Genomic DNA, 20,063 nt, shown 5'->3' with positions numbered 1-20,063 from the left:
GATCGGACCGGAAAGCGGGATTAGGGCTTGGGGAGATAATCGGCTGGCATCGGCGTGCCGGGGAACCATTTTTCGTGCAGAGTCTTCCAGGTCCCATCCTGCATGGCGGCCTGCAAAGCCTTGTTCAGGGCCTCCCGCAGGGCATCGTTGCCCTTGCGGATGACGAAACCGGCCGGCGCGTCGAAGCTCGGAATATTCACCGCCACTTTCAGGTCCTGATATCGGCCCGCATAGTCTTTTGCCGCCTCGTAGTCGAGGAAATGCGCATCGATCGTGCCGTTGTTGAGTCCGGATACGGCAGAGTTATTGTCCGGGAATTTAACGAGATCGGTACTCGTGAAGTTCTTCTGTGCGTAGATTTCCTGGAGCGTGCCTTGCACGACCCCAAGCCGCTTGCCCTTCAGACCTTCGGCGCCGGTGATATCCTCGTCCGCGGTGAGCACGGAAAGGTAGCCCGCCAGATAGCCGTCGGAAAAGTCGACCGTTTGCTTGCGCTTCTCTGTCGTTCCGATCGCGGCCGCAGCCACGTCGAAACGGCCGTTGGCGACCGAGGGCATGAGGGCCGAGAAATCCTGTCCGGTGAAGATCACCTGTTCCTTCTCGAAGCCGATCCGCCTGGCCACGTCGAGGAGGAGTTCGATGTCGAAGCCGGTGAAATTGCCGTCGGCGGTGGAGAACGCATAGGGCTTGGCATCACCCATCGTACCGACGCTGATGACTGTGGGGTCGGTCAGACCATATGGATTGTCCTGAGCGGTGGCTGGCGGCAGGGCACCTGCCGCAAGGCCAAAGACTATCGCAGCGATGGCCACGCCCACTCCGGCGAGCGGCACTTGCAAGACTTGGAATGAGTTCATCGGTTTTTCTCCTCTGGTGGTGTCCGTTGCAATGTAGAAAGGGCAAGGTCCCTCCCAGGACGGCGGGATGACCCGCGTCCCGGCACCTGCCATCGCATCCCGGTAACGGAAGTCTCTTTCGTCTCGAGACCGGTCTCATTTTTGTTTGAGACCGGTCTCTTTGCTCATCGAAATTGTTATCTTCGTGTTTGCCAGTCGTCAATATCTCTTGTAAGGCTAGCACTCATGGACCAGAATCCGCCCCGATCCACCTCCGTCACCGTTGCCGATGTCGCGCGTCGGGCCGGCGTCTCGAAGGCGACGGCAGCACGCGTTCTGGGCGGCTATGGAACGGTCAGCGACCGCGTGCGCGAAGCCGTGACCGCCGCGGCCCGGGCGCTCGATTACCGGCCGAACGAGCTTGCCCGAAGCATGACGACAGGCCGCTCCGGTACGATCGGCGTCGTGGTAGGGGATATAGAGAACCCCTTCTTCAGCCTGGCCGTACGGGGAATCACCGACGTCGCCCGGCAGGCCGGCTTTACCGTCATCCTCATAAATTCGGGCGAGGACGTTACAGCCGAGAAAGCCGCGATCCGTACACTGCTTGCCAAACGGGTGGACGGCCTGATCGTGTCACCCGCCAAGGAAAGCGAACTCGACCACCTGCAAGAAGTGGCCCGCTCGGGTCGGCCGCTGGCTTTGCTCGACCGTGGCAGCGAGGCACTCGCCGTCGATACCGTGATTGCCGACGACAGAAACGCTGCCGAGGCCGTCACCCGCCGGCTCCTCGCACTCGGCCATCGCCGCATCGCTTATATTACCGCCTGCGACACATCCGACCATCTTTTCCGCACGCCGACCGACATCAATACCGGCTCGGTACGGCGACGGATCGAAGGGTTCCTGGATATTTGCCGAGAGGCGGGTCTGGCCGAGATGGAAAGATGGGTGCATGTGGGCGCGTCCTCGCCGGAGCACACGCGCCGTATCGCGACCGACATGTTGCGGGCGAGTGGGCGCCCAACGGCAATCATCGCCTCGGATAGTGTGATCGGACTTGAGGTCTTCAAGGCAAGCTGCGCGATCGGCCTTGCGATCCCCAGCGACCTGTCGCTCGTCTCTTTTCATGATGCGGACTGGACGTCCGTCACATCGCCGCCTGTCACGGTAGTACGGCAACCCGTCTACCGTCTGGGCGAGAGGGCTGCGCAACTGCTCGTCGAGCGACTGAACGGGGAGGGAATGGAGGCCCGCCGCGTCGTTCTGCAAACAGAAATAGTTGAGCGTGCCTCCGTCGCTGAAGCGCCGGCGTGATCCTTCGACGCTCGGCTGGAGAAGCTCCGCTCTCAACGGAGCGCGGAAATTCCCCAGGGAGGGCTACTCCCGGACCGACTGCTGCAGGCGATCCTTGGCTGCGTCATGCGCTTCCAGCGCCGCATCGCCGGCCTTGTCGAGGATTTCCTGCCCGGCCTCCATGACTTGCGCCACTCCGGCATTCGCCCTGGCCGCCAGATTGGACCGCACATCTTCCGCCATTTCGCCTATCGCCTCGTCCTCGGCCTCGCTATGGGGCAGCGCCGCCCCTATCGCTGCACCGACGGCAAAGGCGAGCGCTCCGCCGACAAGCGGCTGGTCGCGGAAGTGCCTCAGGATGGCCGCGTTGAGATGCGCGCCCTGTTCTTCGAGCGACCGGCCGGCGTCCTGCATGCTGCCGGCGAGAGATCTGCCGGCTTCCGTTACCGAATCGGACATCCGGCCCGCCGCGGCGCTCATCTGCCTCCACGTTCGGGACGCCCAGCCGGACGCCTCGTCGAAAAGGGCGCCGGTCTCGTCCCTGATATCTTCGATCTGCTTGCCTGCCGCGTCGGTAAAGCCGCGATAGACCTTTCCGGCGGGGTCGACGAAGTGGCCGGCCCGCCGGCCGGCTTCGTCCGTGAGGGCGCGGAAGCGGCTGCCGCTTTCATCCGTGAAGTGACTGTAGCGCTCTCCGAAGCTCGCCTCCACCGGACCCACTCGCCGGACGGAGCCCCTCACGGGTGCAAGCGGATAATCATCCGCGCCGTCATTCCCCTCCCCGTGTCGCGGCGCGCGCGAGGCGGGGTTGGCGATCAGCCAGGCGAGGCTCACTCCCATCAGGGCAACCGGGATCGGGTTTGACTTGAGCGCTACGCCGAGATTGCTCAGATATTCGGACCCGCCGCTCGTTTTTGCATATTCGAGCAGTTCGTCCATCAGTTCTCCCGGCGACATGCGCTCCTGAATTTCGTGGAGCTTTTCCTCAATTCGCTGGCGATCGGCCTCGATCTCTCGCTGCAGTTCGGCAGCGGAGTGCGTGTGTACGGAATCGTTCATTGCAGTCTCTCCTTCACCACGTTCGCGTCGCGCTGCAGGGAGGCGGCCGTCCGATCGAATTGGATGCTGCTGCCCTTGAGCGCTGAGAGGCCGCGCGAAATCATGGCCCAGGCAAGCAAGGCGACGACCACGCCGACGATGGCCGCTGACAACGCATCGGCATTCGCTTCGGTCATGCCCTGAGCCACGAGGAAGGCGCCAAGACCCTGGACGACGGCACTCAGCAGCACGCCGACGGCGCCTATGGCAAAGATCAGCCCGACGAGCAGCGTCTCGAGGCTGCCGACCGCTCGATTCAGATTCTCGGATGCCTCGGCTTTCGCGAGGTCGATTTCCTTCCGGAAAAGACCGGATATATCCGCCACCAGACCGGTCATCAGTTCCGTCAGGGGGCGCTCGTCCCGATGATTAGCCATTATAGGGTTCCTTCTCGCTTGATTGACGGGTCCGTCCCGAAGCATCCCGTCCGTCCCGGCGTGGAGGCGAAGCGGTGAGGAACCGACTTGCGGCCAGTCCTGCGATTGCGGCCATGCCGAGGAAGGCGAGTGGCTGCTTTCGGCCGAAATCTTCGACCATTCCGGCGATCTCACCAAGATTGCGGCCCTCGGCCTTGCGCGCGAAGCCCTGGAGCGACGTGCCGATCTGCTTTGCATAGCGGCCGATGGCCCGTTGATCCGATTGTTCTAGCTCGTTTCCGACCTTCTCGAGTGCCGCAGCAACACCGCTCAACTGCCGTGCAGCGACGTTCTTCTCATCCTCCACGGCGCGGCCGACCGCCGCCTTTGCCTGCTCCGTCTGTTCACTGGCGAACTCTTTGAACTCGTTCACGTCTTCGCGCACGGCGTTCTCAAGGCTGCGGTCACCCGCCTCGCCCTGTCCGCCCGTGTCACCAGCTTGCACGCCGCTTACGCGCTCGATGCCTTGCGCGGCCGTCAAAGGCCTGCCCAAGGGATCGCCGGACCCACGGCCGCTTGTGTCATTGGTCATTGTCGGCTCCTCCCATGCATAACGGGGATCGTTATCGTCTACGCAATCAAACGAGCCATTTAGAACCTTGTTCCCTGCAAAGCGCCGCAGGCCCTTTCCTCGCGTGCTTCGCTCGTTCAGGAAGCCTCCCGTGGCAGTCGTCTCGCCGCCCGGCGATCAGCGGGGCCGGTTCTCCGGCGACTGCTCGTAAAGTTCCTCGACCTTCTGCTTCTGCGCCTGCTTTTCGGCACGCGAGAGCGGCCTCTGCTTCAAGATGGCATAGGCGACCGCACCGCCGAGTATGAAGGCGCCACCGCCGGTGACAAAAAGCCAGAAATAGTTCGTCAACATCGTCGTATCTCCTCAAATGCAGCCAACCGTGTCGGCCGCCGAAGGTTCCGGACGGTCCTGCTTCCGCGACATGCCCCGGCCTGCGCCGGAGCTCTCATTACGCCGGAACCGAGTGACCGCTCGCGGGTTTGACCACGTCGACGAACCAAGCCAAGGAGGAGATCATGGCCAGGAACAGGAGCTGGAGCCACGACGTCTACGAGAGCTATCCCGAGTCGGACCGGCGCCGGCGCGGCAGATCCTACGAGGACGAGAGGCGCCGCGCCCTGACTGCCGGTCCGCGGCTTACGGATTACGGGAGCCCGGAGTATTTTGCCGGTGCCGAGCCGGGCCGTTCCGGCACATATCGCGGGCAAGATGACAGCTGGGAACGGGAACGCGCATACGGCCCAGGTTACTTCGGCGGTGGAGGCTATTACCGCGACGACGACTATGGCGAGGGGTATCCCTATCGCGGTAGGGGCTACGGGGAGCGCGGCTTTCTCGAACGCGCCAGCGACGAAGTCGCATCCTGGTTGGGCGACGAGGAGGCCGAGCGCAGACGCGAGCTGGATCAGCATCGCGGCAAAGGTCCCAAGGGCTACACCCGTTCGGACGCCCGCATCCAGGAAGACGTGAGCGATCGCCTCAGCGACGAAGGAATGCTCGACGCCTCCGATATCGCGGTCTCGGTCACCAATGGCGCAGTCCAGCTGAGCGGTTTGGTCGATACCAAATGGGCCAAACGCCGCGCCGAGGACTGCGCCGAAGCCGTCTCCGGCGTGAAGCATGTCCAGAACAACCTTCGCATCCGCCCATCGGGAGGATCACCCGGCTGGAATGCCGGCAACACCGACCGCAACATCGCCTGAGAGGCAGGCATCCGGGGAAAACGGCTCTTCCAGGAAAAGTGTGTACCGACTGTACGGCCTAGGAAACCTGTCGGAGGACTGCAATCTCTCCTCCTCCTCATCTCTGTGCTTTGTCACAGAGATGAGGGCAGCGCCGCGTCTGCGGCGCGGGAAGAGTTCCTTCAGCCCAAGGACTTGGTCTGGCTGGATTCCTGAGACGAGTGTTTAGCCCTGGGACATAACTGACGGGTGTTCGGGTCGACGGCAGGCCCACCTGGCAGGCCCACCTCGAACCCCTCGGGAACGCTCACTGGGATGTCATGGACTGAACCTGGAGCAAATGGGTTCTGACCGTCGGATAAGTGGACTCGGCAAAGGCTTTCAGCGCGCCGGCCTCCCCTTGCTCCGCGTAATTCTTGAGAAGCTCCAGAGCATCTTCATGCGCAGTAACCTGGGAGGACAGGTAGGCCGGGTCGAAGGCGGCACCGCTGAGCGCCCGCAGCGCGGCAAGCTTCTCCTCGCCGGCCTTGTCGAGCGACTGGGAAAATTCCACGCCATCCTTTCGTGCGGCTTCTGTCAGTTCCTTGCCGGCTCGCGCGTGATCCGCAAGCATCCGCTCGGCGAATTCCAGTACCTCGCGCCCTTTGCCGCGTTGCCGCGCGAGTTTTGCCGCCTCCATCTCGAAGAGGTTCGACATCGACATTCTCCGCGCGAATTCCTGGGGCTGCAAGGGCTCGCCCCGGGCGGACACGGCCAAGAAAGGCGCGAGGCACAACACTATCGCGGCGAGGGTGGCGTTGAGGGTTCTCATCGGGGATACCTCCGAAGGCCACCTAACCTGCGGCCTGAGTGAATCGTTCCGCACAGCACGAGAAATACCGGCTCGCCCACCAACCCTCATTTAACGAATTGCGGCACCCGGTCTCCGCTCTGCAGCTCGGCGTCCTCGCCAATGGTATTTCCCATTGCCGCAGATGCGAGGTCTCGGGCCTTAATATGGGGGATGTCGCCGCTGAGCGACTGCAGCCTTTCCTTGATCGCGGCCTACTGCAAGGAACTTTCTTGGGGCCATCCGGTTGTAAGAATCGAGAGGCCGCACGACGGCCGATAGGAGCGGTCACCCGCGTGACCGACAAAGCTTATGCAAACGGCATTGTTCATCGCTATCCCGGCCCTCCCGCTGGGAACGGCGCTCGTGCTTCTGTGGTTCGGTCCGCTGTGGCGCCAGCAAGCGAGCCCATGGAACCGCTCGTCGATCTGGTGCCCCGGATCGACCATCCTGGACCGCCAGGTGCCGTGGCGCAGCCTCGATCGGATTTGATGCGGGCGGGGCCGGCGAACAGCGGGACCATCGTCGGCGTCGCTGCGCGAAGGCCGTTCCTCCGCAATTGCTCGGCTGGCGCCTTCGCCGCTGACACATGCCGTTACAAAAGTCCCGCCCGGCCGACACATCGTCAATACACGCAGTCATTCAAATAGCCGCACTGGCATCGAGGACGGGCCTCGGCCAATGCGGGAAAGGATGACCACTATGAAAACGTCTCGGATCTTGGCGGCCGCGCTGCTGGTCGTTGGAAGTGGGTTGGCATTGCAAGCGGCTAAGGCTCAACAAGCGGGACTTCACCGCACCGATCTATTGCAGCACGATCTCGGCCAGCCGGGCCGCGAAACAGTGCAGGTGCGCGTCGATTTCGATCCCGGTGCAGTCTCCATCAAGCACTCCCATCCGGGCGAAGAGGTGGCCTATGTGCTCGAAGGCTCGCTGGAATATCAGCTCGAGGGGAGAGCGCCGGTCACGCTTCATGCCGGCGACGCCTTGTTCATTCCGGCCGGGGTGGCTCATCTCGCGAAAAACGTCGGCAACGGCAAGGCATCGGAGCTCGCGACATATATCGTCGAAAAAGGCTCCCCGCTTGTCGTTCCGGGCAAGTGAGCGTCCGTCATGGATGCTGAGAACCTCAGAGAAAGCGGCGCGACAAACGGCGGCTCCGTGCTCTCCCGCCGGTCTCTGCTCCTGAACGGAGCCACGGCGGCGGCCCTCGCGACGTTTCGCCCTTCGGCGGCAGTCGCCCAAGCGGGCACCGCGGTGCCATTCAAGGATGGCGACATCCGCCCGTTCCGAGTGGACGTTCCGGCGGCAGAAGTCGCCGATCTGCGCCGCCGGCTGGCCGCGACACGCTGGCCCGACCCGGAAACGGTCGAGGACCGGTCCCAGGGCGTGCAGCTTGCGAAGCTTCAGGCACTGCTGGGCTACTGGGAAACGGCCTATGATTGGCGTAAGGCCGAAGCAAAACTCAATGCCTTGCCGCAGTTCCTGACAGATATCGACCGCCTGGACATTCACTTCATCCATGTCCGCTCGCCTCATGCGAACGCATTGCCTCTCATCATGACCCACGGCTGGCCGGGTTCGATCTTCGAGTTGCTGAAGGTCGTCGGCCCGCTGACCGATCCGACGGCACATGGAGGGACCGCGGACGACGCCTTCCATCTCGTGCTTCCGTCCCTCCCCGGCTTCGGCTTTTCCGAAAAGCCGAAAGGCACCGGCTGGAACCCGGAGCGGGTCGCGCGCGCCTGGGACGTCCTGATGAAGCGTCTCGGCTATACGCGCTACGTATCGCAGGGCGGAGACTGGGGTGCCATCATTTCTGACGCGATGGGCCGCCAGGCTCCATCGGGCCTGCTCTGCATCCATGTGAACAGGGTCGAGCGCTCAACTACCATTCCGCCGGAAATTGCCAAAGCGCTGAGAAGCGGAGATCCTGCACCTGCGAATTTGACCGCGGAGGAACGGGCGGTGTTCGACGAGGCCAGAGCCTTCCTCAAGACGGGCTTCGGATATGCGGCGATCATGGGAACGCGTCCGCAAACAGTCGGCTATGGTCTTGCCGACTCGCCCGCCGGGCTGGCTGCATGGTTCTATGACAAGCTCGCGGACTGGGTGTTCACCCGCGGCGAACCGGAACGCGTATTGAGCCGCGACGAGATCCTGGACAACATCACGCTTTATTGGCTGACGAACACGGCGACCTCGAGCGGGCGGATCTACTGGGAGAACAATGCAGTCGGCAACAAGCTGGCCGAGATCGTAATCCCGGCGGCAGTGACGGTTTTCCCCGGCGAGGTCTACAGGCCGCCGAAGAGCTGGGCGGCGCGGGCGTACCGCAATCTCATCTACTACAACCGCGTGGACAGAGGCGGACATTTCGCCGCCTGGGAAGAGCCGGATCTCTTCAGCGCCGAGCTGCGTGCCGCTTTCCGGTCCTTGCGTTGACCCCTGCATTACGCCACAGGCACGAGCCGATGAATACTGCTGTCACGGCATTCTCGTTCTGATAAGAAATGGCGGTCAAAGGGGTGTCTTGCCATGGAGCACATAGATCACATCCTGATCGTCGATGACGATCGGGAAATCCGCGAGCTTGTGTCCGCTTACCTGAAGAAGAACGGTCTGCGGGTGACCGCCGTTGCCGACGGGCGGCAGATGCGGACCTTCCTCGAGGCGAATACGGTCGATCTGATCATCCTCGATCTCATGATGCCGGGCGACGACGGCCTCGTCTTGAGCCGCGAGCTGCGTGTCGGCAAACACAAGGCGACGCCTATCGTCATGCTGACCGCCCGCTCGGACGAGATGGACCGTATCATCGGGCTGGAAATGGGCGCCGACGACTATATCGCCAAACCCTTCTCGGCGCGCGAACTGCTCGCCCGCATCAAGGCGGTCCTGCGGCGCGCCCGGATGCTGCCAGCGAACCTGCAGGTCTCGGAGGCAGGTCAGCTGTTGCGTTTCGGTCAATGGAAGCTGGACACGACGGCAAGGCATCTCATCGATGCGGATGGTACTGCGATTGCACTCAGCGGCGCCGAATACCGGCTGCTGCGCGTCTTCGTCGACCACCCGCAGCGCGTCCTCAACCGCGATCAGCTCCTCAACCTCACACAGGGGCGCGAGGCCGAGCTCTTCGACCGATCGATCGATCTCCTGGTCAGCCGGGTACGCCAGCGCCTCGGCGACGATGCCCGGGAACCGACCTATATCAAGACCGTCCGCAGCGAAGGCTATGTTTTCTCGGTGCCGGTCGAGATCATGGAGCCCCGCTGATGGCGGCGCGGTCGATTCTCCATGGTATTCACCTATGGCCGCGCACACTCAGGGCGCGGCTTTTCGTTATCCTTCTCGCCGGCCTGACGATCGCCCACGCCATGTCGTTTGCGGCGCTGTTTTCGGAACGCTACATCGCCGCCAGATCGGTGATGTTCAATACGCTCGAAACCGACGTCGCGACGTCGATCGCCATTCTCGACCGGCTCCCCGCGACCGAACGCGCCGCCTGGCTGGGCCGGCTCGAGCGCGGGTCCTACCGCTTCGTCCTGGGGCGGGGCCTTCCGGGCAGTCGCGTGCTCAATGAGGCCGACGCCGAGGTCGCCGACAAGGTCCGGGCTGCAATCGGCGCGAAATACCCGATCGAGGTCGAATCCGTTCCCGGCGGCGTCCGCCGTCTTCAGGCCCACCTTCGCTTGAGTGATGGCGAGCCGCTGACGATAGACATCACGCCAAGGGGCGTCATGCCGGTTGCCGACTGGCTGCCTTACGTCCTCGTCGCTCAGCTTTCCCTTCTGGTCCTGTGCAGCTGGTTTGCCGTGCGCCAGGCCACCCGCCCGCTCGCCGATCTGGCGAAGGCCGCCGACACGCTCGATCCGAACAGCAGGACGCCGCGCCTCAGCGAGACCGGACCGAGGGAAGTCGCCTATGCGGCGACGGCATTCAATGCGATGCGGGATCGCATCGCGCAGTATCTGGAGGAGCGCGTGCAGATACTGGCCGCGATTTCGCATGACCTGCAAACACCGATCACACGGATGAAACTCCGCGCGGAAATGGCCGAAGCGTCCATCGAAAGAGACAAGCTGATCACGGACCTCGACGAGGTCGAACGTCTCGTCAAGGAGGGCGTTGCCTATGCGCGCAGCGCCCACGGCAAGGACGAAAAGGCTTCCCGCATAGATCTCGCCTCGTTCATCGAGAGTTTGGCGTATGATTATCAGGACACCGGCAAGGCCGTCACGGTCGCCGAATTGGGTGACGGCGCAATCGTGACCCGGCCGCACGCCTTGAGACGGATTCTCACCAACCTGATCGACAATGCGCTGAAATTCGGCGGCAGCGCCGAGATCGAGGTTCAGCGCCGCCCCGAGGGCACCGTGACCATAAAGGTCCTCGATCGCGGTCCCGGCATTCCGGAAGACCAGCTCGAAGCGGTTCTGCAGCCCTTCTTCCGCCTGGAGCAATCACGCAGCCGGGATACGGGCGGGACCGGGCTCGGCCTCGCAATCGCCCAACAGCTCGCGACGGTCATCGGCGGCTCCCTGACCTTGCGCAACCGCGACGGTGGCGGCCTTGCCGCGGAGCTCTCCCTAGAGAGTTTCACTGTTTCAATGAAACGGTGAAACTCTTTAGCCCTTTGAAACGACGCACCTGCGGACGGAAATCCGTTACACACTTTACCTGGAAGTGCTCGGAGCACTGCCTGAGGAACTATCGACCCCGGCCGGATCCGCAAGACCGGCGGCTTACCAAAACGAACGGGGCGGTCTCGGCCGCCCCGCTATGCACCATCGTTTCAGCCTGCAGTGTCTCAGGCTGGCTGCGCCTCGCCGGTCTGCTCCCGGACAATGTAATCGGCGTACCAGATGGACCAGTCCTCGTCCCTGTGTCCGAGCTGCTTCTCGTACTCGCCGTGGGCCGCTTCGGCGCGGCGGAACGCGGCTGCGAGATCGGCAGCCGAACTGAACGCCGTGCCGTCCGGGTCGACGCGCCCGGGCAATCGCGCGGTGACCTCCTGGAACAGCCAGCCATTGCCGTCCGGATCGCGGAACGATGCGTAGGAACGATAGCTGCGGCGCTCGGGATCACGGCCGCCGGCACGATGCGTCCCGAACAGATAGGGCTCGTCGCTGCCGGCATTCACGTCGCCCGCATGGAATACCTCGCTGATGTCGACGCCGCGACCGCGCAACTCCTCGCGGGCGGCCTCGATGTCGGAGACGATGAGGTACAGTCCCTGCGCAGAACCGGGCTCCGCATCGGTCACATGCCTTCCGAAGATGACCGAGGCACCGGATCCGGGCGGGGTAAATTGTATCACGCGGTAGCCGTCGGCACCGGCAAAGTCGGCGTCGAGCCTCCAGCCGAGGCTCGCGTAGAATTCCTTAGCGCGGTCCACATCCGATACGGGCACGACGATAACTTCGAGCTTCATATCGACCGGCCGGGCTCTTTCGCTGTTGATTGCGGTGGTCATGTCATTCTCCTCTTGTTTGGGAGGCGCAAGGCGCCATGGCCTTCTCCGTTGACGATGCGGGACGGAAGCTTCATGCCTCGTCCGACTGTCGAGAGACATATGCCGCCCCGTACGTGTATGGGATGTTTCGCAAGGGGCTGAAATTGTAAGCCAATCCTCACGGACCGCCTGCGGATACAGTTCGATACGAAGACATTGCTCCGCAGGCGAAGGCGATCAGAGGCGATCGACGTCGACGACCGCCTGGGCAAAGGCCTGTGGGGCTTCCTGCGGCAGGTTGTGACCGATGCCGCCCGAGATCAGCCGGTGCTCGTACTTGCCGGAGAACTTCTTGGCATAGGCCGCGGGCTCCGGATGCGGAGCGCCGTTGGCATCGCCCTCCAATGTGATCGTCGGAACATCGATCACCGGCAGTTCGGCAAGCCTGTTTTCCAGCCCATCATATTTGCTCTCGCCGTCGGCAAGACTGATCCGCCAGCGGTAATTATTGACGGTGATATCGACATGATCCGGGTTGTCCAAGGCCGCAGCGCTTCGATCGAAGGTGGCGTCGTCAAAATTCCACTTCGGCGATGCGAGCTGCCAGATGAGTTTCGCGAAGTCCTTCCGGTACTGTTCATAGCCCGCGCGCCCGCGCTCCGTGGCGAAGTAGAACTGGTACCACCAGGCAAGCTCCGCCTTCGGCGGCAAAGGCTTTTTATTGGTTTCACGGCTGCCGATCAGATAGCCGCTCACCGAAACCAATGCCTTGCAGCGCTCCGGCCAGAGTGCGGCGATGATATTGGCGGTTCGCGCGCCCCAATCGCAGCCGGCGATGACGGCCTTCTCGATGCCGAGCGCATCCATCAGGGCGACGATGTCGGCGGCGATCGCCGCCTGCTGGCCGTTGCGCGGTGTATCGGGGGAGAGAAAACGCGTCGTGCCGTAGCCGCGCAGATAAGGAACGACGACCCGGTAGCCCGCCTTCGCGAGCAGGGGCGCCACATCGACATAGGTGTGGATGTCATAGGGCCAGCCATGCAGCAGGATGACCACAGGCGCATCGCTCGCGCCCGCCTCCGCATACCCGATGTTGAGGACCCCCGCGTCAATCTGCTTTATCGCAGCGAAAGATGTATTCGTCCCCGGCGTTGTCGCCGGAATGCGAGCCTCACTCGTTGATTTTGCGAGGGCGGCGCGTCCGACGCCGAAATGCGCCGCAGCGACGGTCAATGCCGCCACTCCCATGAACCGCCGCCGCCGCAGATTGAATTCCCCTGTCATCGAACTTCTCCTGTGTGAACCACAGCTGCGGAATGCGATGGTGATGTATCTCGATTGTGAGCCCGCCCGACTGCAATTGAAAGCCCGTGTACAGTTCACGGGCGCCGATACAGTAGGCTACAATTCACTCGCGCCAGACCTCACGGCACCGACGCGCTCTCGCGGGCGTTCCGGCGGATCGTCTGAGGCGGCTGCCCGAGCGTGCGGAGAAAGGCCCGGCGCATGCGATCGGCAATGGCGAAACCGGTTTCCTCCGCAATCACGTCCATCGAGTGCCGGCCCTGCTCCATCATCAGCCGAGCCGCCTCGACTCGGAGAGTCTCCACCGCCTTGGCAGGCGACTGCCCTGTTTCGGCACGGAAGGCGCGGCTGAATTGGCGGGCGCTCAGGCCCGCCGCATCGGCCAGTTCCTCCACCGACAATCCCCGCCGGAGGTTCGCCTTGGCGTAATCGATCGACCTTTGGATACGGTCGGACTTCGGCTCCAGCTCGAGCAATGCCGAGAACTGCGATTGGCCGCCGGCACGCCGGTGATAGACGACCAGCTTGCGGGCGACCGAGCGGGCGACGCCCTGGCCGTGGTCCTTCTCGATCATCGCGAGTGCGAGATCGATGCTCGCCGTCATTCCGGCCGATGTCCACACGCTTCCGTCGACGATGAAGATCCGGTCCTCCTCGACTTTAACGGCCGGGAAGCGATCCTGCAGCTGGCGCGCAAAGGCCCAATGCGTCGTCGCCCGGCGGCCGTCCAGGAGTCCGGATTCGGCAAGGACGAAGGCGCCGGTGCACGGCGCCGCCACCCGCCTTGCGGTCTCGAAGGAACGACGCGCGAACTCCACCAGACTTGGTGTCATCGGCTCGATCTGCACGCCGGCGCCGAACATCACGGTGTCGTAAGCGGTATGATCGAAAGTCTTCGTAAGGACACCGAAGCCGGCGGACGACTTGACCTCGCCGCCGGCTTCGGAAAGCAGTTCTATCTCGTAGACCGTCTCGCCAAGGGCGAGGTTCGCCATCTCGAAGGCGGTTACTGCCGCAAAACCCATGAGCTGGAATCGTGGAAAAACGACAAAGCCGATTCTATGCATAGCCGACTTCCTTGCTGGAATTCTCCTGCGCACGATATTCCCGCAGGAGATAAACCGCTACACGGACTTCTCGACCCGCCACAGTATGGGCAGCGCTATGCAGCCGCAGCCCGATACCGCGCGGCGGGAACACTGAGAGAGAGGTTCGGGACGAGCTTCTGGCGCGCCGCTTCATAGGCCTCCCAATCAGCAGCGTCGGGAAGCGATGGAATGGTGATCGGTTCACCGAGGTCGAAGCCTGCGAGCGCGGCGTCGACCATATCCTCGGCGGGCATGACGATCTCGTTCGGCAAATGCTCGACAGGTGTGCCGGCAATTCCCCAGAAGTTGGTGGCCGTCGCGCCAGGGAGAACGGCCTGTATGCGGATGTTCCTCCCTTCAAGCTCCTTTTGAAGCGACAGCGTGAAGGCGAGGACGAACGCTTTGCTTGCTCCGTAGACGCCGTTCAGCACTTCCGGCGCGATCCCGACGATCGAAGCAATATTTATGATCGCACCCGCGCCGCGTGCGACGAAGCCAGGCACGGCGGCATAGGTCAGCCGCGTCAGCGCGTTGACGTTGAGCGCGATCATCTCCTCCATCTTGTCGACATCCGAGGCGAGCAATGGCCCGGTCGCACCGATGCCGGCATTGTTGACCAGCATGGTGATGCTGGCATCGGTGCGTAGCACCTTCTCGATGCGTGCGGCGTCGGTCCTCTTGCCAAGGTCCGCTGCCACGACTTCGACGGAGCGCCCGGTTTCGTCGGTAAGGCGCCTGGCCAGTTCGTCGAGGCGGGTCTGGTTGCGGGCGACGAGGATCAGATCATATCCCCTGCGCGCCAAGCGATCGGCATAGATCGCACCGATGCCGGAGGAAGCGCCGGTAACGAGCGCGGTGCCTTTTGAATGCTGGGTCATGTGAGGCTCCAATCGGTTGGTTTGAGTCTCGATAGTAGGGTGAAACCGCAATGTCTCAAATGACGTATATCCGTCAATTTAGGACATCGAACAGGATGGACGGAATGTCCGTCGTCAACGCCGCGCGGCTGCCGCCGGAGGTACCGGGGCGGCGGAGAGCGCGGCACTCGTGACGGTTCACGTGGATCCGTATCCCAGGCGCAGGTGCCAGTGCCACGATGGCAAAGCCGGTTACGGGAATGCGCATGAACTCTCCTCTCTTCTTCATCCGAATGTAAAAACGAATGCTTCGACGCCGGGCTCGAGAAAGCGGATCTCGAACGTCCGTTCCCGCACCTCGCCCGACTGCCGTACGAGCTGATAGAGGCGCGTCTCTCCCACCGTTCCATAGCCGTCGGAATCGATGTCCGAACCGTGATCCGGGCCCGGTGCAGCACCGTCGACCTTCACCTGAAAGCGTACCCTCCTGCCGTTTTCCCCAGGGCCGAGGACAAGGTGCAGATCGCGCGCGCTGAACCTGTAGGTGATTGCGCCCCCGGCCCGATTGAGTGTCGCCTGCTCTGCTCCAACCGTCCAGTTGCCGGCGAGGCTCCATTGATTGAGTCGAGGCTTGCCGGCGGTATACTCGTGCGCCGCATCGGCTGCGACACGCTCCGGCGACACGAAGTTCGAAGCACGCATGTAGCCGACATAATCCTCGCCGGACTGGAGATTGGCGAGATCGGGCGCGGCTTCGGCACCCGTCGCATCCGGCTGCACGAAACCACTGCCGCCGCGGCGGCTCCCCGCCGCTTCCGCCAGCAGCTCCTGTATGACGCGCTCCGACCGCGCATAATCGCCCTCGCCGAAGTGATGGTGTCTGATCCGTCCTTCTGCATCGATGAAATAGTGCGCGGGCCAGTAGCTGTTGCCGAAGGCGCGCCAGATCGCGAAATCGTTGTCGATCGCAACGGGATAGCGGATATGGAAATCCGCCACTGCGCTCTTGACGTTGTCAATGCGCTTTTCGAAGGCGAATTCGGGTGCATGCACGCCGATCACCACCAGCCCCTGGTCCCGGTACTTCTCGGCCCAGGCGCGGACATAGGGGATCGTACGGATGCAGTTGATGCAGGAGTAGGTCCAGAAATCGACGAGCACGACCTTGCCGCGCAGCTGTTCCACGCTCAAGGGCTTCGAATTCACCCATTCGACCGCGCCGTCCAGCGGCGGGAACATGCCTTCCACCGGCAAGTCGCTTCGGTAGGCCGGCCCCTCGCCGTCAGCCGCCGTTGGCGCGCTCGCCCTCTCTTCGACGGAGTCGCCCCGCACATGGTCGAGGAGCGACTGCTCGAGGGCCGCGGTGCTTGCATAGGAGAGGCGCGCAAGCTGCCCCGTATCGAGGCCAAGCACGATTGCGGCAACGCCTGCAAGCACGGCAATGCCGAGGCCCTGCCGGAGCCGCTCGCCAAGGCCGAGTGAGCGCTTCATCGCCGCAAACACTCTCCCTCCGGCAAGAACGGCCAAGGCCAGCGAAGTCGCCGCACCGGCAGCATAGGCCGCCAGCAGAAGCGTGGTCTCGACATTGGCACCCTGCAGGGCGGCGCCGGTCAGCACCAGGCCCAGAATTGGGCCCGCGCAGGGCGCCCAAAGAAGTCCGGTTGCAACACCGAGAAGGAGCGACGCTCCGACGCTCGGCGGCTGACCAGCCACTTTTTGTGAGAGCCGGCTGCCGAGTGCCACGGCCGGACGAGTGAACAGGGCCGCGGCCCGCGTCGAAAGCAGGGTCACGCCGAAACCGGCTAGCACTGCGATCGCCGCATACCGCCCCGCCACATTCGCCTGTACCGCCCAATCACCGCCAACCGCGGCGAGTGTGGCCACGCCCGCGAATGTGAGAACCATGCCGATGAGCATCGGAAGAACGCTCCTGGCGAAGGGCTGGCCGGCCCGCGAAAACACGAAGGGCAAGACCGGGAGGATGCAGGGGCTGAGGATTGTCAGCACACCTGCGAGATAAGCTATCGTGAAAAGGATCATTTTCGTCCCTCTGCATTGGACCTGCGCCTCTTGCGGCGGCGGTCGCGCTTGACACGCGGAGCATGGGACCAGAGCGAGGTATCCCGATTGTGTCTCGTAACAAGGGGATCTGTATCGAATTGCAGAAGGCCGCACGGGCCTTCTGCAGCGTCATGCCACCCGACGAGGAAGACTACTGCAGAAGCTTCAGCAGTTCGCTGGCAGCGGAAGTGGACGAAGACGGGTTCTGGCCGGTGACCAGCCTGCCGTCCACAACCGTGAAGTCGGCCCAATCCTCGGCCTTCTCGTAGCGCCCGCCGAGGCGCTTCAGTTCGTCTTCGACCAGGAAGGGCACGACATCGGTCAGTTGAACGGCCTCCTCTTCGGAATTGGTGAAGCCCGTGACGCGCCTTCCCTTGACGATGGGCTCGCCGAGATGAGTGACCTGCGTCAGGACAGCCGGGCCATGGCAGACGGCGGCGACCGGCTTGCCCGCGTCGTAGAAGCCTTCGATAAGGGCGATGGAATTCCTGTCATTGACGAGGTCCCACATCGGACCGTGTCCGCCCGGATAGAACACCGCGTCGTAGTCCTCCTGTTTGACTTCACCTAGCTTCAAAGTATTTGCCAATGCTTTCCTGGCGGCGGGGTCGTCCTTGAACCGCCCCATCGCTGCAGTCTGGCTGGCTGGCTCGTCGCTCTTGGGATCGATCGGCGGCTGGCCGCCCTTGGGCGAAGCGAGCGTGACTTCTGCCCCGGCGTCCTTGAACACGTAATAGGGCGCAGCAAACTCCTCCAGCCAGAAGCCGGTCGGCTTGCCCGTGTTGCCGAGCCGGTCATGCGAAGTCAGAACCATCAGGATCTTCATGGTCATTCTCCTTCGTTGAGGCGTTTCCAAACGCAGGATCGCGCGGATACGCAGCCTATTCTCGAGCCGTGACCGTATGTTGGCGAGGCTCCCGCAGGATGGCCGGCCAGTACAGCTTTGCCATCATTGCGTATTGCCGTTTTGGGGTGAATACTCGCTCTACAGCACTCACTATCCCGGAGATCGGCAGAATATGGACCGCATCGATGCAATGAAAGTTTTCGTCGCGGCGATCGACGAGGGCAGCCTCGCCGGGGCGGCCCGCCGCCTGAAGCGCTCGCCGACGGCGGTGAGTCGCGCCTTGAGCTTCCTGGAAGCACATGTGGGCGTCGAGCTTCTGCATCGGACGACCCGCACCCTCAAACTGAGCGAAGCAGGCCAACGCTATGCGGCCGCCTGCCGACGGGTACTGACCGATCTCGAGGAAGCGGACATGCTCGCAGGAGGGGAACGCTCCGCCCCCCGCGGGATGTTGACGATTTCCTCGCCACCAATCCTCGGGGAGGAGATACTTCGCCCCATCCTGGATGATTTCCTCGATCTCTACCCGACCGTTTCGGTCCGCCTTCTTCTCCTCGATCGCTTCGTCAACCTGGTGGACGAAGGCGTCGACATTGCGCTGCGCATCGGTCAACTGGCGGATTCGTCGCTCATCTCCACCCGGCTCGGCGGCGATGTGCGGCGCGTGGTGGTCGCCTCGCCTCGCTACCTCGCCAATCACCCCCGCATCGAAGAACCGGCCGACCTCGCCAAGCACCAAATCCTGGCCTTCACCAATTTCGGCCTGGAGTCCTGGAGCTTCACACCGGCGAAGGGCTCGTCCGTCCCCAGAACGATCCAGTTTACGCCGAGGTGCATAGTCAACAGCGTGCGCGCCGCCGCCGCGTCGGCGGCTGCCGGCCGCGGCCTGACGCGGCTTTATTCCTATCACGTCGCGGAATATGTAAGAGACGGGCGCCTCGAAATCGTGCTCGCCGATGCCGAGCATCCGCCCCTGCCGGCGCATCTCATCGCACCGCAGGGCCGCATGTCGGTCCCCAAGGTCCGCGCATTTGTCGATTTTGCGGCGCCGCGTCTGCGCTCCGAATTTGCGCGCATGGCAGCGGAGGCTGGCACGCTTACCTGATTGTGCCGATATTCGGTTGAGTGTCGATCAAGTAGCGGCAATTCTCCCAAGCGACGCATCGATCTAATTTCGATTGCACCAACTCCGAGGGCGGAGGGCGGACGCGGGAAGCGGCCGCTGCGATCGAGAAAGGATCACATCATGCGTAACGAACAGAAAGTCGTCGTCATCACCGGCGCCTCGCAAGGCATCGGCGCCGGACTGGTTCGCGCCTATCGTGACCGGAACTACCGCGTCGTCGCGACCTCCCGGTCCATCAAGCCGAGCGCCGACCCGGATATCCATACCGTCGCCGGCGACATCAGCAAGACGGAGACCGCCGACCGGATCGTGCGCGAGGGGATCGAGCGCTTCGGCCGCATCGACTCTCTGGTGAACAATGCCGGCGTCTTCCTCGCCAAGCCGTTCGTCGAGATGACCCAGGAGGATTACGACCACAATCTTGGGGTGAACGTCGCCGGCTTCTTCCACATCACCCAGCGAGCCGCGGCGGAAATGCTGAAGCAGGGTTCGGGTCATATTGTCAGCATCACCACCAGCCTTGTCGATCAGCCGATGGTGGGCATGCCCTCCGCGCTCGCGTCGCTCACCAAGGGTGGCCTGAACGCGGTGACCCGGTCGCTGGCGATGGAGTTTTCCAGAAGCGGCGTTCGCGTCAACGCGGTTTCCCCCGGGGTAATCAAGACCCCTATGCATCCGGCTGAGACGCATTCGACGCTCGCCGGCCTGCACCCGGTCGGCCGGATGGGCGAAATTCGCGACGTCGTGGATGCCGTCCTCTACCTCGAAAACGCGGGATTCATCACCGGCGAGATCCTCCATGTCGACGGCGGTCAGAACGCCGGACGCTGGTAAACGGCATATCGCCCCCGCGACGAAACACTAAACCAAAGCCGCAAAGGAGACTGCGATGCCTATCGTCACCGTACAGGTTACCCGCGAGGGAAGCGCACCCGGCCGCAACTCGGTCACCGCAGAGGAGAAGGCCGCGATCATCAAGGGCGTCAGCGAAGTGCTCCTCGATGTTCTGAACAAGCCGCTTGAATCCACCTATGTGGTTATCGAGGAAGTCGATCTCGATAACTGGGGTTGGGGTGGCCTCCCGACAGTGCAATTCCGCCGGCAACGCGCCGAGGCGGCCCGATCCTGAAGCCGGCAAGATCTACCCGCCGCTCGCG

Annotated in this window: 23 protein-coding genes; 10 read left to right on the top strand and 13 right to left on the bottom strand. The window is 63.1% G+C overall.

Annotated features, from left to right (window positions below):
- Positions 1-20 precede the first annotated feature (20 nt).
- On the bottom strand, positions 21-857 hold the full coding sequence (locus tag PZL22_RS04995; RefSeq protein ID WP_003528652.1) for an ABC transporter substrate-binding protein: 837 nt from the start codon (positions 855-857) through the stop codon (positions 21-23).
- 225 nt (positions 858-1,082) lie between these two features.
- Here PZL22_RS04995 and PZL22_RS04990 point away from each other — a divergent pair, with 225 nt between their 5' ends.
- The gene (locus tag PZL22_RS04990) at positions 1,083-2,153 is read left to right on the top strand and encodes a LacI family DNA-binding transcriptional regulator (protein WP_284718214.1); all 1,071 of its coding nucleotides are present in this window, start codon (positions 1,083-1,085) and stop codon (positions 2,151-2,153) included.
- A 63-nt stretch (positions 2,154-2,216) separates the two neighbouring features.
- Here PZL22_RS04990 and PZL22_RS04985 read toward each other — a convergent pair whose 3' ends face one another.
- From PZL22_RS04985 to PZL22_RS04970, 4 genes are all read right to left on the bottom strand, one after another.
- Positions 2,217-3,191 carry a DUF3618 domain-containing protein gene (locus tag PZL22_RS04985; protein WP_003528657.1) on the bottom strand — a complete coding sequence of 325 codons (975 nt, stop codon included), beginning with the start codon at positions 3,189-3,191 and terminating at the stop codon, positions 2,217-2,219.
- Complete coding sequence (locus PZL22_RS04980) at positions 3,188-3,607, bottom strand: phage holin family protein (protein ID WP_003528659.1); 420 nt, start codon at positions 3,605-3,607, stop codon at positions 3,188-3,190. The genes PZL22_RS04985 and PZL22_RS04980 overlap by 4 nt, the downstream gene beginning before the upstream one ends.
- Positions 3,600-4,178, bottom strand: a complete 579-nt coding sequence (locus PZL22_RS04975) for a hypothetical protein (RefSeq protein WP_003528660.1) — start codon at positions 4,176-4,178, stop codon at positions 3,600-3,602. The genes PZL22_RS04980 and PZL22_RS04975 overlap by 8 nt, the downstream gene beginning before the upstream one ends.
- Positions 4,179-4,334: 156 nt before the next feature.
- Positions 4,335-4,508, bottom strand: a complete 174-nt coding sequence (locus PZL22_RS04970) for a hypothetical protein (protein WP_003528661.1) — start codon at positions 4,506-4,508, stop codon at positions 4,335-4,337.
- Between the two features lie 164 nt (positions 4,509-4,672).
- On the opposite strand from PZL22_RS04970, the gene PZL22_RS04965 reads away from it, so the two are divergent.
- Positions 4,673-5,359, top strand: coding sequence for a BON domain-containing protein (locus PZL22_RS04965; protein ID WP_284718213.1), 687 nt, complete (start codon positions 4,673-4,675; stop codon positions 5,357-5,359).
- Positions 5,360-5,645: 286 nt separating this feature from the next.
- Here the strand turns inward: PZL22_RS04965 and PZL22_RS04960 are convergent, their stop codons facing one another.
- Positions 5,646-6,149, bottom strand: coding sequence for a DUF4142 domain-containing protein (locus tag PZL22_RS04960; protein ID WP_010975118.1), 504 nt, complete (start codon positions 6,147-6,149; stop codon positions 5,646-5,648).
- A 330-nt stretch (positions 6,150-6,479) separates the two neighbouring features.
- Here PZL22_RS04960 and PZL22_RS04955 point away from each other — a divergent pair, with 330 nt between their 5' ends.
- The 5 genes from PZL22_RS04955 (at position 6,480) to PZL22_RS04935 (ending at position 10,789) form a co-directional block, all read left to right on the top strand.
- Positions 6,480-6,659: a hypothetical protein gene (locus PZL22_RS04955; protein ID WP_080573364.1), complete on the top strand. Its 180-nt coding sequence runs from the start codon at positions 6,480-6,482 to the stop codon at positions 6,657-6,659.
- Positions 6,660-6,869: 210 nt separating this feature from the next.
- Positions 6,870-7,271, top strand: a complete 402-nt coding sequence (locus tag PZL22_RS04950) for a cupin domain-containing protein (RefSeq protein WP_284718492.1) — start codon at positions 6,870-6,872, stop codon at positions 7,269-7,271.
- A gap of 9 nt (positions 7,272-7,280) precedes the next feature.
- Positions 7,281-8,612 (top strand): epoxide hydrolase family protein, encoded by a 1,332-nt coding sequence (locus PZL22_RS04945; RefSeq protein ID WP_284718212.1) that lies wholly within the window; start codon positions 7,281-7,283, stop codon positions 8,610-8,612.
- 93 nt (positions 8,613-8,705) lie between these two features.
- Positions 8,706-9,443: a response regulator gene (locus tag PZL22_RS04940; protein ID WP_003528683.1), complete on the top strand. Its 738-nt coding sequence runs from the start codon at positions 8,706-8,708 to the stop codon at positions 9,441-9,443.
- Positions 9,443-10,789, top strand: coding sequence for an ATP-binding protein (locus PZL22_RS04935; RefSeq protein WP_003528685.1), 1,347 nt, complete (start codon positions 9,443-9,445; stop codon positions 10,787-10,789). Before PZL22_RS04940 ends, PZL22_RS04935 begins: the two co-directional genes overlap by 1 nt.
- Positions 10,790-10,977: 188 nt before the next feature.
- Here the strand turns inward: PZL22_RS04935 and PZL22_RS04930 are convergent, their stop codons facing one another.
- The 7 genes from PZL22_RS04930 to PZL22_RS04900 all read right to left on the bottom strand — a co-directional run bounded on the left by PZL22_RS04930 (position 10,978) and on the right by PZL22_RS04900 (position 17,759).
- On the bottom strand, positions 10,978-11,643 hold the full coding sequence (locus PZL22_RS04930) for a VOC family protein (RefSeq protein ID WP_003528687.1): 666 nt from the start codon (positions 11,641-11,643) through the stop codon (positions 10,978-10,980).
- A gap of 216 nt (positions 11,644-11,859) precedes the next feature.
- On the bottom strand, positions 11,860-12,906 hold the full coding sequence (locus tag PZL22_RS04925; RefSeq protein WP_003528690.1) for an alpha/beta fold hydrolase: 1,047 nt from the start codon (positions 12,904-12,906) through the stop codon (positions 11,860-11,862).
- 140 nt (positions 12,907-13,046) lie between these two features.
- Positions 13,047-13,994: a GlxA family transcriptional regulator gene (locus tag PZL22_RS04920; RefSeq protein WP_284718211.1), complete on the bottom strand. Its 948-nt coding sequence runs from the start codon at positions 13,992-13,994 to the stop codon at positions 13,047-13,049.
- Between the two features lie 95 nt (positions 13,995-14,089).
- The gene (locus tag PZL22_RS04915) at positions 14,090-14,893 is read right to left on the bottom strand and encodes an SDR family NAD(P)-dependent oxidoreductase (RefSeq protein WP_284718210.1); all 804 of its coding nucleotides are present in this window, start codon (positions 14,891-14,893) and stop codon (positions 14,090-14,092) included.
- Positions 14,894-14,966: 73 nt separating this feature from the next.
- Positions 14,967-15,140 (bottom strand): hypothetical protein, encoded by a 174-nt coding sequence (locus PZL22_RS04910; protein WP_284718209.1) that lies wholly within the window; start codon positions 15,138-15,140, stop codon positions 14,967-14,969.
- A gap of 17 nt (positions 15,141-15,157) precedes the next feature.
- Positions 15,158-16,912 carry a cytochrome c biogenesis protein DipZ gene (locus PZL22_RS04905; protein WP_284718208.1) on the bottom strand — a complete coding sequence of 585 codons (1,755 nt, stop codon included), beginning with the start codon at positions 16,910-16,912 and terminating at the stop codon, positions 15,158-15,160.
- A gap of 172 nt (positions 16,913-17,084) precedes the next feature.
- The gene (locus tag PZL22_RS04900; protein ID WP_014527572.1) at positions 17,085-17,759 is read right to left on the bottom strand and encodes a type 1 glutamine amidotransferase domain-containing protein; all 675 of its coding nucleotides are present in this window, start codon (positions 17,757-17,759) and stop codon (positions 17,085-17,087) included.
- Positions 17,760-17,952: 193 nt separating this feature from the next.
- Here PZL22_RS04900 and PZL22_RS04895 point away from each other — a divergent pair, with 193 nt between their 5' ends.
- The 3 genes from PZL22_RS04895 (at position 17,953) to PZL22_RS04885 (ending at position 20,035) form a co-directional block, all read left to right on the top strand.
- The gene (locus tag PZL22_RS04895) at positions 17,953-18,885 is read left to right on the top strand and encodes a LysR family transcriptional regulator (RefSeq protein WP_013850120.1); all 933 of its coding nucleotides are present in this window, start codon (positions 17,953-17,955) and stop codon (positions 18,883-18,885) included.
- A gap of 141 nt (positions 18,886-19,026) precedes the next feature.
- A complete protein-coding gene (locus PZL22_RS04890; RefSeq protein WP_284718207.1) occupies positions 19,027-19,740 on the top strand; it encodes an SDR family NAD(P)-dependent oxidoreductase in 714 nt (237 codons plus the stop codon).
- A gap of 55 nt (positions 19,741-19,795) precedes the next feature.
- A complete protein-coding gene (locus tag PZL22_RS04885; protein WP_284718206.1) occupies positions 19,796-20,035 on the top strand; it encodes a tautomerase family protein in 240 nt (79 codons plus the stop codon).
- Positions 20,036-20,063: the final 28 nt, after the last annotated feature.

This window comes from Ensifer meliloti, from assembly GCF_030064585.1.
GTDB classification, from domain to species: domain Bacteria; phylum Pseudomonadota; class Alphaproteobacteria; order Rhizobiales; family Rhizobiaceae; genus Sinorhizobium; species Sinorhizobium meliloti.
Note: the sequence above shows the minus strand (reverse complement) of the source record. Positions and strands in the feature narration are given on the sequence as shown.

Bases quoted from the DNA above. Each gene is read 5' to 3' on its own strand.
- PZL22_RS04995 (WP_003528652.1), bottom strand. From the start codon at position 857: ATGAACTCATTCCAAGTCTTGCAAGTGCCGCTCGCCGGAGTGGGCGTG.
- PZL22_RS04990 (WP_284718214.1), top strand. From the start codon at position 1,083: ATGGACCAGAATCCGCCCCGATCCACCTCCGTCACCGTTGCCGATGTC.
- PZL22_RS04985 (WP_003528657.1), bottom strand. From the start codon at position 3,191: ATGAACGATTCCGTACACACGCACTCCGCTGCCGAACTGCAGCGAGAG.
- PZL22_RS04980 (WP_003528659.1), bottom strand. From the start codon at position 3,607: ATGGCTAATCATCGGGACGAGCGCCCCCTGACGGAACTGATGACCGGT.
- PZL22_RS04975 (WP_003528660.1), bottom strand. From the start codon at position 4,178: ATGACCAATGACACAAGCGGCCGTGGGTCCGGCGATCCCTTGGGCAGG.
- PZL22_RS04970 (WP_003528661.1), bottom strand. From the start codon at position 4,508: ATGTTGACGAACTATTTCTGGCTTTTTGTCACCGGCGGTGGCGCCTTC.
- PZL22_RS04965 (WP_284718213.1), top strand. From the start codon at position 4,673: ATGGCCAGGAACAGGAGCTGGAGCCACGACGTCTACGAGAGCTATCCC.
- PZL22_RS04960 (WP_010975118.1), bottom strand. From the start codon at position 6,149: ATGAGAACCCTCAACGCCACCCTCGCCGCGATAGTGTTGTGCCTCGCG.
- PZL22_RS04955 (WP_080573364.1), top strand. From the start codon at position 6,480: ATGCAAACGGCATTGTTCATCGCTATCCCGGCCCTCCCGCTGGGAACG.
- PZL22_RS04950 (WP_284718492.1), top strand. From the start codon at position 6,870: ATGAAAACGTCTCGGATCTTGGCGGCCGCGCTGCTGGTCGTTGGAAGT.
- PZL22_RS04945 (WP_284718212.1), top strand. From the start codon at position 7,281: ATGGATGCTGAGAACCTCAGAGAAAGCGGCGCGACAAACGGCGGCTCC.
- PZL22_RS04940 (WP_003528683.1), top strand. From the start codon at position 8,706: ATGGAGCACATAGATCACATCCTGATCGTCGATGACGATCGGGAAATC.
- PZL22_RS04935 (WP_003528685.1), top strand. From the start codon at position 9,443: ATGGCGGCGCGGTCGATTCTCCATGGTATTCACCTATGGCCGCGCACA.
- PZL22_RS04930 (WP_003528687.1), bottom strand. From the start codon at position 11,643: ATGACCACCGCAATCAACAGCGAAAGAGCCCGGCCGGTCGATATGAAG.
- PZL22_RS04925 (WP_003528690.1), bottom strand. From the start codon at position 12,906: ATGACAGGGGAATTCAATCTGCGGCGGCGGCGGTTCATGGGAGTGGCG.
- PZL22_RS04920 (WP_284718211.1), bottom strand. From the start codon at position 13,994: ATGCATAGAATCGGCTTTGTCGTTTTTCCACGATTCCAGCTCATGGGT.
- PZL22_RS04915 (WP_284718210.1), bottom strand. From the start codon at position 14,893: ATGACCCAGCATTCAAAAGGCACCGCGCTCGTTACCGGCGCTTCCTCC.
- PZL22_RS04910 (WP_284718209.1), bottom strand. From the start codon at position 15,140: ATGCGCATTCCCGTAACCGGCTTTGCCATCGTGGCACTGGCACCTGCG.
- PZL22_RS04905 (WP_284718208.1), bottom strand. From the start codon at position 16,912: ATGATCCTTTTCACGATAGCTTATCTCGCAGGTGTGCTGACAATCCTC.
- PZL22_RS04900 (WP_014527572.1), bottom strand. From the start codon at position 17,759: ATGAAGATCCTGATGGTTCTGACTTCGCATGACCGGCTCGGCAACACG.
- PZL22_RS04895 (WP_013850120.1), top strand. From the start codon at position 17,953: ATGGACCGCATCGATGCAATGAAAGTTTTCGTCGCGGCGATCGACGAG.
- PZL22_RS04890 (WP_284718207.1), top strand. From the start codon at position 19,027: ATGCGTAACGAACAGAAAGTCGTCGTCATCACCGGCGCCTCGCAAGGC.
- PZL22_RS04885 (WP_284718206.1), top strand. From the start codon at position 19,796: ATGCCTATCGTCACCGTACAGGTTACCCGCGAGGGAAGCGCACCCGGC.